At 38.1% G+C, this 12,156-nt stretch carries 9 protein-coding genes; 3 read left to right on the plus strand and 6 right to left on the minus strand.

Going from position 1 to position 12,156, the window contains the following annotated elements; genetic code table 11:
- Positions 1 to 16: 16 nt before the first annotated feature.
- The 3 genes from A1D26_RS03645 to pnp form a co-directional block, all read right to left on the minus strand.
- Complete coding sequence (locus tag A1D26_RS03645; RefSeq protein ID WP_157402730.1) at positions 17 to 1,849, minus strand: DEAD/DEAH box helicase; 1,833 nt, start codon at positions 1,847 to 1,849, stop codon at positions 17 to 19.
- Between the two features lie 186 nt (positions 1,850 to 2,035).
- Positions 2,036 to 2,974 (minus strand): lipoprotein NlpI, encoded by a 939-nt coding sequence (nlpI, locus tag A1D26_RS03650; protein ID WP_157402731.1) that lies wholly within the window; start codon positions 2,972 to 2,974, stop codon positions 2,036 to 2,038.
- A gap of 115 nt (positions 2,975 to 3,089) precedes the next feature.
- Entirely contained in the window at positions 3,090 to 5,219 is a 2,130-nt protein-coding gene (gene pnp / locus A1D26_RS03655) for a polyribonucleotide nucleotidyltransferase (protein WP_157402732.1), read from the minus strand.
- A gap of 377 nt (positions 5,220 to 5,596) precedes the next feature.
- On the opposite strand from pnp, the gene A1D26_RS03660 reads away from it, so the two are divergent.
- Complete coding sequence (locus tag A1D26_RS03660; RefSeq protein ID WP_232516795.1) at positions 5,597 to 7,261, plus strand: ABC transporter substrate-binding protein; 1,665 nt, start codon at positions 5,597 to 5,599, stop codon at positions 7,259 to 7,261.
- A 256-nt stretch (positions 7,262 to 7,517) separates the two neighbouring features.
- Here A1D26_RS03660 and A1D26_RS03665 read toward each other — a convergent pair whose 3' ends face one another.
- Entirely contained in the window at positions 7,518 to 7,610 is a 93-nt protein-coding gene (locus A1D26_RS03665; protein WP_157394665.1) for a methionine/alanine import family NSS transporter small subunit, read from the minus strand.
- Positions 7,610 to 9,118: a sodium-dependent transporter gene (locus tag A1D26_RS03670; protein ID WP_157403033.1), complete on the minus strand. Its 1,509-nt coding sequence runs from the start codon at positions 9,116 to 9,118 to the stop codon at positions 7,610 to 7,612. The genes A1D26_RS03665 and A1D26_RS03670 overlap by 1 nt, the downstream gene beginning before the upstream one ends.
- 432 nt (positions 9,119 to 9,550) lie before the next feature.
- Between A1D26_RS03670 and A1D26_RS03675 the strand changes: the two genes are divergently transcribed.
- The gene (locus A1D26_RS03675) at positions 9,551 to 10,855 is read left to right on the plus strand and encodes a uracil-xanthine permease family protein (protein ID WP_157402733.1); all 1,305 of its coding nucleotides are present in this window, start codon (positions 9,551 to 9,553) and stop codon (positions 10,853 to 10,855) included.
- 116 nt (positions 10,856 to 10,971) lie between these two features.
- The gene (trxA, locus tag A1D26_RS03680; RefSeq protein WP_157402734.1) at positions 10,972 to 11,286 is read left to right on the plus strand and encodes a thioredoxin; all 315 of its coding nucleotides are present in this window, start codon (positions 10,972 to 10,974) and stop codon (positions 11,284 to 11,286) included.
- Between the two features lie 72 nt (positions 11,287 to 11,358).
- On the opposite strand, the gene metQ is transcribed toward trxA, so the two are convergent.
- A complete protein-coding gene (gene metQ, locus A1D26_RS03685; RefSeq protein ID WP_157402735.1) occupies positions 11,359 to 12,153 on the minus strand; it encodes a methionine ABC transporter substrate-binding lipoprotein MetQ in 795 nt (264 codons plus the stop codon).
- Between the last annotated feature and the right edge of the window lie 3 nt (positions 12,154 to 12,156).

Below are 12,156 nucleotides of genomic sequence, written 5' to 3' on the forward strand. Positions count from 1 at the left end.
GAGCATTTTATGTTAATTAGTCACGACGTCCACGTTTATCGCCAAAACGCTTCTCTTTAAAACCGCCTTTACGCTCTTTAAAGCCACGATCATCACGATCAGGTCCACCACGTTTTTCATTACGATCACCACGTCCACGGCCTCTTCCTTTTTCTTCATACGGAGAGTTATTACTTGCTGAGCTTGCTGGTCCTAATAACGACATTTGCATCGGCTTGCTTAATACACGCGCTTTTTGAGCAAAATGTTGAACTAAGTGATTTGGCATACCTTGTGGTAATTCAATCGTTGAATATTTATCGTGTAATTTAATATGCCCAATGTAGCGGCTACTAATATCGCCTTCATTGGCAATTGCTCCAACAATGTGGCGAACTTCAACACCATCTTCACGGCCAAGTTCGATACGGTAGAGATCCATTGCAACACCATTATTCTCACGATGTTCACGACCACCACGACGCTCTGCTGAACGTGGATTTTCACGATCTCGTCCACGACCGCGCTCACCACGAGCTGCTTTGATTTCTGGATCTGGTGGTAAAATCAATTTTTGTTTCTCTTGGAGCAACATCATCATTGCAGCTGCAAGTTCTTCGTGATCTTGATCTGCAGTAAAAAGATCTTCAAGTAACTCACGATAAAGCTCAAGATCGTGATGCTCTAATTGTAATGAAATTTTCGCCTTAAATTTTTCACGACGTTTTGCCATTAAGATTTCGTGATTTGGTACTGGCACTTCATCAATCGGCTTTTTCATTAAATGTTCGATATTTTTGAGTAAACGACGTTCGCGCGGTTCAACAAATAATAAAGCACGACCTGAACGACCTGCACGACCTGTACGTCCAATACGGTGAACATAAGATTCTGCATCCAATGGAATATCGTAGTTCACAACTAAGCTAATACGCTCAATATCAATACCACGAGCTGCCACATCGGTTGCAACCACGATATCTAAACGGCCTGATTTCAAACGCTCTAAAGTTTGTTCACGAGCTTGTTGAGTCATATCGCCATTTAATGCTGCTGCACGATAACCATTGCGTTCGAGTAATTCTGTTACATCGGTTGTACCTGTTTTGGTACGAGTAAAGATAATTGACGCATCAAATTCTTCCACTTCTAAGAAACGTAATAATGCATCATTTTTACGGAAACCATTCACTAACCAGTAGCTTTGGGTGATATCCGGAGCCGAACGTTGAGTCGCTTGAATTTTCACTTCTTGTGGATCATTCATAAAACGGCGTGTAATACGGCGAATTGGTTCTGGCATTGTTGCTGAAAATAACGCTGTTTGGTGATTTTCAGGTAATTCCGCCATTACGGTTTCTACATCTTCAATAAAGCCCATTCGTAACATTTCATCAGCTTCATCTAATACAATAGTTTTCAATGCAGAAAGGTCTAAAGTACCACGACGGATATGGTCAAGAATACGCCCAGGTGTTCCAACCACAACTTGTGAGCCTTGTTTTAACGCACGAATTTGAATATCGTAACGCTGACCTCCGTAAATAGTAACAACACGAACGCCTTTCATATTTTTTGTAAATTGTTCGCAAGCATCAGCAACTTGGATTGCAAGCTCACGCGTAGGTGCCATAACAAGCATTTGTGGGTGACGTTTTTCAACGTCAATTTGTGCTAATACAGGTAATGAAAATGCCGCGGTTTTACCACTTCCTGTTTGTGCCATACCTAAAACATCACGCCCTTCGAGTAAGTGAGGAATACAGGCTTGTTGAATAGGGGATGGGGTTACAAAACCCATTTCTGTTACAGCATCAAGGATAGATTGTGGTAAGCCTAAATCGGCAAAAGTCATAGTGTTAGTTGTCATAAAATTCCAAAATAAATTAAGATTCTGTTTGCTGATTAGGCAAACAAAACCGATACAAAATTATATTGTTGAGCTTTTTAGGTAAGAAAAATAAATAGAAAACAAATCAATGCTTTATATAACTTGTCACACAGTACAAGCGGTGGGATTTGCAAAAAAATCAGCAAATCTGACCGCTTTATCGTCCTAATTTATCCCAACAACAACTTTCCCGATAGTTACGGGAGCTGTCTTATTAGCACGCAAGCGAGCTAATTCAAACAAGGCAAAACGATACTCAACAAAGTTATATACTTGATTTGCAATAGTCAGACGGAATAGGCTAGATGCCTCTTCGACTTGATTCAATTTGAGTGTTTGTTTTGCAAGATAAAAATAAGTTTCGGTTAAAATTTCAGCATACTGAGCCGTATTCGGTTCAGCTTGAGCATTCATTTTTAACCGAAGCTGTTCAAGGGTGTAATCCCCAAGAAAATAGGAAACAATATTTGTTCCCCAAAATGTATTAGCTAACCCTTTTGAACGGGTTGCTAAATTAGCTTTTGCTTCACTCGGCGATAACTCTAATTCATTGAAATATAACCATAAAACACGATAAGGATCGGTTTTATCCGCTTCATAAAAATAAAGTAAATCACGCTCCGCTTCAGCATATCTACCACTATAATAAAATGATAATCCCCTATTTAAACGAGTATAATCGTAGTTAGGGTCAAGCTCTAATACCGCATTAAAAGCATCTACCGAGCTATCATAATCATCTTCTAAGAGTAAATATAAACCTAAGTAATTATATGCTGCTGCCATTTTAGGATTCAGTTCTACCGCTTCAGAAAAATCATTACGAGCAAGCGACCATAAGCCTAAACTATCGTAGATGACTCCACGTTCAAACAATAAGTCTGCTTTTTCTGATTTACTCAATTCAGCCTGTTGAAGCACTTGCGTTAAACGCACAATCATTACTTCTTGCTCAAAACGTAGCTGAGGGCTGACTTCTGATAATGGCAACTTATGTGGGGCAATTAAATCTGAAACACGGTTAATACACCCTGTCAGTAAAATAATTGACATCACACTAGCAATAAACAGACGAAAATTTAACAACTTAAAACGTTGTAACATTCAATAAAACCTTAGGTAAAGATTTCTGAATACTCGAAAGCATTCATACAAAAACATTCGAAATAACTATGTTTGTTATATAAGGGACGCATTATATTGCGCCCCTAAAACAGAATTATTCTGCTAGTTCCTGAGTTTCTTCCACAACCTCTGTTGTTTCTGGAGCATTATTCAAATCTTTCATCGTTAAACGAATACGACCTTGGCGATCGATTTCAACCACTTTTACTTGAACTTCTTGACCAACTTCTAAGTAATCAGCAACACGCTCAACTCGAGCATCAGTGATTTGAGAAATATGGACTAAACCTTCTTTACCACCAAGGATAGATACAAATGCACCGAAATCAACTACACGCGTAACTTTACCCTTGTAGATTGCATTCACTTCAACTTCAGCAACAATTTCTTCAATACGTTCCATTACACGTTTTGCTGCATTATTATCTGTTGCGGCAATTTTTACTGTACCGTCATCATCAATATCAATTGATGTGCTAGTTTCTTCGGTTAATGCACGAATTGTCGCACCACCTTTACCAATCACATCTTTGATTTTCTTCGGATCAATTTTCATTGTATGGATACGCGGTGCAAAATCAGAAATATCTTCACGAGCAGTAGGAATAGCTTGTTCCATTACACCTAAAATATGTAAACGAGCACCTTTTGCTTGTTTTAAAGCGATACGCATAATTTCGGGGGTAATCCCTTCAATTTTAATATCCATTTGTAACGCAGTTACCCCTTCACGAGTACCTGCTACTTTAAAGTCCATGTCGCCTAAATGATCTTCATCACCTAGAATATCTGAAAGAACAACGAATTTTTCTTCTTCTTTCACTAAGCCCATTGCAATACCTGCAACAGCGGCTTTAATCGGCACGCCAGCATCCATTAACGCAAGAGATGCACCACATACAGATGCCATTGACGAAGAACCATTTGATTCAGTAATTTCAGAAACCACACGCACTACATACGGGAATTCTTCAGCGGTTGGCATTACGGCTAACACACCACGTTTAGCTAGACGACCGTGACCAATTTCACGACGTTTTGGTGAACCAATACGACCTGTTTCACCCACAGAATATGGAGGGAAGTTATAGTGAAATAAGAAACGGTCTGATTTTTCGCCCGTTAATTCATCAATAATCTGTGCATCACGTTCTGTACCAAGTGTTGCAACCGCTAACGCTTGCGTTTCGCCACGAGTAAAAATTGCAGAACCATGAGTACGAGGTAAAACACCTGTGCAAATATCTAATGCACGAACAGTATCTACCGTACGACCATCAATACGAGGCTCGCCTGCAATAATACGGCTACGAACGATTTGACTTTCTAGTGCAGTAATAATATCAATAATTTTGCCTTCAGAAACACTTTCATCTTCAGCGGTTAGAGTCGCAATGACATCCGCTTTAACTGCATCAATTTGCTCATAACGAGCTTGTTTTTCAACAATACGGTATGCTTCACCAATACGTGTTTCTGCTAATGCTTTAACTTTATTGATTAAATCTGTATTTGGCTCTGGAGCAACCCAATCCCAACGTGGTTTACCCGCTTCTTTTACAAATTCTTTGATGTTTTCAATAACAACTTGTTGTTGTTCGTGACCGAATACCACTGCTGCAAGCATTTGTTCTTCAGTTAAAATATCCGCTTCAGATTCAACCATTAAAACTGCTTTATCTGTCCCCGCCACAACTAAATCTAAACGGCTAATTTTTTGTTCTGCCATTGTTGGATTTAACACGAATTGGTCGTTAATAAAACCAACACGAGCTACACCAATTGGACCACTAAACGGCACGCCTGATAATGATAATGCTGCTGATGCACCAATCATTGCGACTAAATCTGGGCTAATTTGTGGATTGACAGAAACAACCGTTGCAATCACTTGAATTTCGTTGAAGAAGCCTTCAGGGAAAAGTGGGCGAACAGGACGGTCGATCAAACGAGCAATTAAAGTTTCGCCTTCAGAAGGGCGACCTTCACGTTTAAAGAAACCACCAGGAATACGACCTGCTGCATAAGTACGCTCTTGATAATCTACGGTTAATGGGAAGAAATCTTGCCCTTCTTTTACATCTTTTTTCGCTACAACAGTTACAAAAACCGTTGTATCGTCCATACTCGCCATTACCGCTGCTGTTGCTTGACGAGCGATTGCACCTGTTTCTAATGTAACAGTATGCTGACCATATTTAAATTGTTTTACAATTGGAGTCATTATTCATTTCCTTTAAGAATCTTTAGTTTTATCGTTTTATTTCTTAAAAATTGCGACTAGCAAAAATCATCTCATTGAATAAGATAACTTTTGATAGCCGCCTCTTAAATATCTAGAAACAAAACTGGCATATTATACAGAAATTTAGATAAAAATCGCCTAGTATTTCGCAAATTTGCAAAATTTATTCTTCAAGTCACCGCTTTTACCTACCTATCTGTATCAATTTTATTTTAAATAAAAAATAAAATCGAAACCTACAATAAACCATTTACAGACTATGAAAAATAAGATATCTATATTGTGTCTTTCTGACAGAATTATCACAATTTAATAACAACTAAATTTGCAATATCGCTTGCAATAAGGATATTTTTATGCAGAACACAGAACACATTATGTGGGAAAAAACTCAAAAACTTGTCAAGTTATCTACTCTTACAGCATCTATTTTATTGGCATTATCACCTAGTGCTTTTGCCGCAAAAGTACCTGAAGGTGTTACCTTGGCTGATAAGCAAGAAGTTCGAATCCAAGCCACTGCAGAGCCAGCCACTTTAGATCCGCAAAAAATGGAAGGGTCATCTGAGAGCTACTATGCACGTCAACTGTTGGAAGGGCTAGTGAATACCGATGATGAAGATAATATTATCCCTGGAGTTGCAGAACGTTGGGAATCTTCGGCTGATAGCCAAACTGTTACCTTCTATTTGCGTAAAAATGCTAAATGGTCAAACGGCGATCCTGTCACTGCCCACGACTTTGTTTATGCTTGGCAACGTTTAGTCGATCCTAAAACCGCCTCACCTTATGCAACCTACCTAGAATTTATGAAAATGGAAAATGTTGCAGACATCGTGGCAGGTAAAAAATCACCTGATACATTAGGGGTAAAAGCACTTGATGATTATACGTTACAATTAACATTGACTGCACCAGTTCCCTACGCTGCCGAGCTAACTCAACACACTTCACTCTATCCAGTACATAAAGCCACTGTTGAAAAATATGGGGATAATTGGACTCGTCCTGAACACTTCGTTGGAAACGGTGCATATAAACTTGGAGAGCGTATTCTGAATGAAAAAGTAGATTTGGAACGTAGCTCGACTTACTGGAATAACGATGAAACAGTGATCAATAAAGCAACTATTTATATTTTAAATGAGAATGCTGCCATTGCCCGTTTCCGTACAGGCGAAATTGATATTGCGAATGTACCTTCAACACTCTATAAAGATCCTAAATTCCGTCAGCAGTTTGACTCTCAAATCCATAATTCGCGCAAACTTGGAACATTTACCTATGAAATGAACCTTGCTAAAGCGCCATTTGATGATATTCGAGTACGTAAAGCCCTTGATCTTGCTTTAGAGCGTGAAGTAATTACCGATAAAGTTCTCGGCTTTGGACAGATGCCAACTTATAGATTTACCCCAAATTATATTGGAGCAGGTGAAAAAATTAAGCAGCCTGAATATGCAAGTTGGACTCAACAACAACGTAATGAAGAAGCCAAAAAATTGTTAAAAGAAGCAGGTTATAGCAAGTCTAAACCGCTCAAAACCGAGCTACTGTATAACACCAATGAAGGCTTGAAAAATATTGCTGTTGCAGCCACTTCGATATGGAAGAAAAACTTAGATGGTATGGCTGATATTACACTTAGAAATATTGAGTGGAAAACCTTCCTAGATACCAAACAGCAAAAAAATTACACTTTAGCCTTTAGCGCTTGGATCGCAGATTATAATGATGCAAGCACCTTCTTAACTTACTATTTATCAAATAGTGAACAAAATAAAATTGGTTTCAAAAGTGAGAAATTTGATAAGCTAATCAACGACTCTTACTACGCAAAAACCCCAGAAGAGCGTGCTGAAATTTATGCTCAAGCAGAAGATGAATTGGGTAAACATCACCCATTTGTTGCTATTTATCACTATGCGGGCTTATTTATTAAAAATCCTAAATTGAAAGGATATGAAGGAAAAAGCCCACAAGGGGTTTACTTCTTGCGTGATCTTTATGTAGAAAAGTAAGCATCATCCTTTCATAATCAATAATAAGCGGTTAGTTCCTTGCAAATTTTTGCAAAAAAGTGACCGCTTATTTATTTGCATCAAGATAAACGAAAGAGCTCACATAAATTAGCAAAGTTAGATGAAAGTAATTTCAATGATCATAACAAAGGAAAAGCACACGATTATCCGTTATTTATCTAGTTGGAGAGTGTTAGAAAAAACTAACCGCTTAGTTATTCAACCAAGCGGTTAGTTTTACTCAAAATTTTACCCATTATTCTTTAGGTAAACGAGCGACTGAGATGAAAAGCCCCCCCCAAATAATAATTAGGGCTGCTGACATCATAATAATTGCACTACCACTCATTAGTTATGCTCCTCAAATTTTGCTTCATTTTTCCATTCAATACGTGAAAGTAGGAAAGCAATAACAACTAAACCAATCGCCATTCCCCAACCAAATGTATTTACAAACCAAGTTGGGTAGCCTTCATATCCTTCATTAATAACCTTATAAACTTCACTAAATAGCATATAACCGAGTACGATTGGAGTTACAATGCCTACGACAATACGCCAAATAGCACCTAATTTATAGGATGAAGTTTGATTGATATGCTCGGATAAAATAGATAATTTCTTGCTAAATGCAATAGCAACAATAGAGAAGAATGCCACTGCAACAATACCAAAGCTATTTACAAATTTATCTAACACATCTAATACAGGTAAGCCCGTTGTTGTACCAAATAATGCGATAGAAATAATCGCCATTGGAATACCCACAACTAAGGTTGATTTTACACGTCCAAGTTGTAATTTATCCTGTACCGCAGCGATAATAACTTCTAACACAGAAACTAATGAAGTAATACCGGCAAAGAGTAACGAACCGAAGAATAACACGCCGATTGCTGAACCGAACGGTGCTTGGTCAATAATTGCTGGGAACGCAATAAAGGCTAGACCAATACCAGAAGTAGCGACTTCACTCACTTCTTTACCTGCAGCTGCCGCCATAAAGCCAAGTGCCGCAAATACCCCGATACCCGCTAATAACTCAAAGCTACTATTTGCAAAACCAACAACTAAACCAGATCCAGTTAAATCTGTTTTTTTCTTCAAGTAAGAAGCGTAAGTGATCATAATCCCAAAGCAGATAGAAAGAGAAAAGAAGATCTGACCGTAAGCTGCAATCCATACGCTCGGCTCTTTTAATTTTTCCCAGTTTGGCGTGAATAAAGCATTTAAGCCTTTCTCTGCACCTGGTAAGAAAAGAGCAGTAATCACTAATACCACAAACATAATGGTTAATAGTGGCATAAATAGTGCCGATGATTTACCAATTCCTTTTTGTACACCTAAAGCTAAGATTGCTAAAACTGCAACCCATACTGCAATAAGTGGCCCAGTTACAGTACCGACAAAATCAAAACCAACAGAAACGCCATCCGCCATTTGTAAGTATTCTTTAAAGAAGAAACTTGCAGGATCAGCTCCCCAAGCGCTATTTAAAGAGTAATAGGTATAACACGCAGCCCAACCAAGAATCACAGCATAGTAAATACCGATAATGACATTGATTAAAACTTGCCACCAGCCGAAAGTTTCAAAACTCTTATTAAAACGACGAAACGCAAGCGGTGCAGAACCGCGATATTTATGTCCCATTGCATAGTCTAAGAATAATAATGGAATACCTGCCGTTAATAGTGCAACAAGATAAGGAATAATAAATGCACCACCACCGTTATCATAAGTAACATATGGAAAACGCCAAATATTACCTAAACCAACAGCAGAGCCAATAGCTGCCAAAATAAATGCACCACGTCCAGAGAACGTTTCTCTGCTTGATGCATTAGATGATTGAATATCAGACACAATAAAGCCCTCAAGAAAATGTAAGATTTAATGGTAATTGCGAAATATTCGCAATGGAGTGCAATATGCCGAATAATCTGAACAAAGTAAATAGTTAGAAATAAAATAGAATGGGTGATAAAGGCATAATTTAAAGTTTAAAAAACTGCAAATAAAAACAAAAATAGAATAATAACCCAAAATTTAACAAATATTAGAGTGTTACACTAATTTACAATTATGCAATTAGCATAACAATTTTATTTATAAAATATCGAAATTCAATAATGAACGCCCCGATTTATTGCAAATTTTTCCCTAAATTGACCGCTTTATTTTTATTCCGAAAGATAAATTCAACATTGCTACCCTCTCTTGAACTGGAAAGATCTGGAAAAAACGTTATAATTCGCACCCTTTTCTAACCAACCTTGTTTTACTTATATGCAAAAACTTCTATACCCTGTTGATTCCAAACCACCATTTGGATTAACACTATTATTAGCTTCACAACATTTACTTGCAGCACTTGGTGGTATTATCGCTGTTCCACTTGTGCTAGGTAATGTATTACAACTTCCAACAGCAGATACGATCGTTTTAGTTAATGCTGCCTTATTAGTGTCTGGCATCGTGACTATTATTCAGTGTCAAGGTGTCGGTCCAATCGGGCTACGCCTACCGAGCGTAATGGGAACAAGCTTTACTTTCGTGGCTGCGGCTCTTGCCATTGGCTTTAGTGAATATGGTGTGGCAGGTATCCTTGGCTCATCATTAGTCGGCTCTTTAGTGATGATCATCGGCAGTTTCTTTATGCCTTATGTGCGTAAACTATTCCCACCTGTTGTGACTGGCGTTGTAGTAATGATGATCGGCTTAAGCCTTATTCCTGTTGCAGTGGACTGGTTCGCTGGTGGGCAGAAAGGCGACCCGAACTATGCAGATCCTGCTAATTTAGCAATGGCAACATTTGTATTAGTGCTAGTTGTTGCATTAGTACAATGGGGCAAGGGAATCTTCTCTGCTGCCGCTATCGTAATTGGTATTTTAGTTGGCTATCTCGTAGCACTCGCATTGGGTTGGATCAACTTTGATAGCGTAAAAAATGCCGAACTCTTTGCGCTACCACAACCACTGCATTTTGGATTAGCATTTCCTATTTCTGGAATTATCGGAATGAGTATTGCTTACTTAGTAACCATTGTTGAATCAAGCGGTAACTTTTTAGCCCTAGGTAACGCAACACAAATGGAGATCACCGGTAAACATCTGCGTGGTGGTGTATTGTGCGACGGTTTAGGATCGGCCTTTGCTGCTGTAATGTCCACAACGCCATTCTCATCGTTCTCACAAAATATCGGCGTTATTTCACTAACAGGGGTTGCAAGCCGTTATGTCGTAACAATTATGGGCGTTTTGCTAGTGTTAGCTGGTGTATTCCCTGTCTTTGGTGCATTGATTGTTTCAATTCCTATGCCAGTATTAGGTGGTGCAGGGTTAATGATGTTTGCAATGATTATTGCGGCAGGGATTCAAATGCTTGATAAAGTGGAACGTAGCAAACGTAATGGTTTAATTATTGCGATTTCTATAGGCTGTGGCTTAGCAGTCACCACTCGTCCTGAACTACTTGATAAGCTACCAAGTTTCTTCAAAGAGATCTTTGGCTCTGGTATTACCGTAGGTTCATTACTTGCACTTACGCTTAATTTGATTCTGCCACAAGATAAAGAACACTCTGAAAAATAATCGCATCAATATCTATTTCCTACTTGCAAAGTAGGAAATAAATCTCTATCTTGTGCAACCATATAACGCTTCATTGAATAGGAGCGTTTCTTTTTATCACTCAATAAGGAAACACTATGAGCAAAGTAATTCATACCACTGACGCAACATTTGAACAAGACGTATTAAAATCAGATGTGCCTGTATTATTAGACTTTTGGGCACCTTGGTGTGGCCCTTGTCGTGCAATCGGCCCTGTATTAGATGATTTAGCGGAACAAGTTGGTGGAAATGCACGCATCGTAAAAATGAATGTTGATGAAAACCAACAAGTACCTGCACAATTCGGCGTACGCAGTATCCCATTCTTACTTATTTTCAAAAATGGTGAAGTGGTAGCACAACAAGTTGGTGCTCAAAACTTACCTGCATTTTTAGAAAACTTAAAATAGTAGTTACAGTTTAATGATAAATAAAAAACATCTGTCCTAGTTTAGAACAGATGTTTTTTCATAACTCGAAAATTACCAACCTTTAATCATTGAACCCTTAAAGACTTCATTTGCTTTTTGGAATACTTCTTCTGATTGATAAGCTTTAACAAAATCTTTAACAATGTCTTTATCTTTATTATCAAGACGAGAAACAATTAGGTTCACATAGGGAGATTCTTTATCTTCCACAAAAATGCCGTCTTTGGTCGGAGTTAAACCAATTTGTCCTGCATAAGTGGTATTGATGATTGAGAACGCGACATCATCTAAAGTACGTGGTAGCAATGGAGCATCCACTTCTTGAATATCTAAATTTTTTGGATTTTCAACAATATCCACTCGAGTTGAGAGTAAGTTTGTATTGTCTTTTAGTTTAATTAACCCTTGTTTTTCTAACAGAATTAACGAGCGACCTAAGTTGGTTGGATCATTTGGTAATGCAATTTTATCGCCGTCTTTTAACTCTTCAATTGACTTGATCTTTTTGGAATAAGCCGCAATTGGGTAAACGAAAGTATTCCCAACAGGTGTTAATTTATAACCTTTATCTGCAATTTGTTTATCCAAATAAGGTTTGTGCTGGAATGCGTTCACATCAAGGTCTGCCTTGTTTAAGGCTTCATTCGGGGTTGCGTAGTCTGTGAAAATTACCAATTCAATATCACGATTGTATTTTTCTTTTGCTACTTTTTTAGCAACTTCCATCACTTCGTGTTCTGGCCCTGAAATGACACCTACTTTTAATTTTTCAGCTTTATCATTACAAGCAGTGAGTGCAACCGTTGAGCTTAAAGTAATAAGCGTTAATAATTTTTTTAAATTCATTAG

Origin of the sequence: Ursidibacter maritimus (assembly GCF_009761395.1) — a bacterium.
Classification (GTDB): Bacteria; Pseudomonadota; Gammaproteobacteria; order Enterobacterales; family Pasteurellaceae; genus Ursidibacter; species Ursidibacter maritimus.

What these genes read in the sequence shown, in the direction of transcription:
- A1D26_RS03645 (WP_157402730.1), bottom strand. Translation starts at nt 1,849, where the DNA reads ATGACAACTAACACTATGACTTTTGCCGATTTAGGCTTACCACAATCT.
- nlpI (WP_157402731.1), bottom strand. Translation starts at nt 2,974, where the DNA reads ATGTTACAACGTTTTAAGTTGTTAAATTTTCGTCTGTTTATTGCTAGT.
- pnp (WP_157402732.1), bottom strand. Translation starts at nt 5,219, where the DNA reads ATGACTCCAATTGTAAAACAATTTAAATATGGTCAGCATACTGTTACA.
- A1D26_RS03660 (WP_232516795.1), top strand. Translation starts at nt 5,597, where the DNA reads ATGCAGAACACAGAACACATTATGTGGGAAAAAACTCAAAAACTTGTC.
- A1D26_RS03665 (WP_157394665.1), bottom strand. Translation starts at nt 7,610, where the DNA reads ATGAGTGGTAGTGCAATTATTATGATGTCAGCAGCCCTAATTATTATT.
- A1D26_RS03675 (WP_157402733.1), top strand. Translation starts at nt 9,551, where the DNA reads ATGCAAAAACTTCTATACCCTGTTGATTCCAAACCACCATTTGGATTA.
- trxA (WP_157402734.1), top strand. Translation starts at nt 10,972, where the DNA reads ATGAGCAAAGTAATTCATACCACTGACGCAACATTTGAACAAGACGTA.
- metQ (WP_157402735.1), bottom strand. Translation starts at nt 12,153, where the DNA reads ATGAATTTAAAAAAATTATTAACGCTTATTACTTTAAGCTCAACGGTT.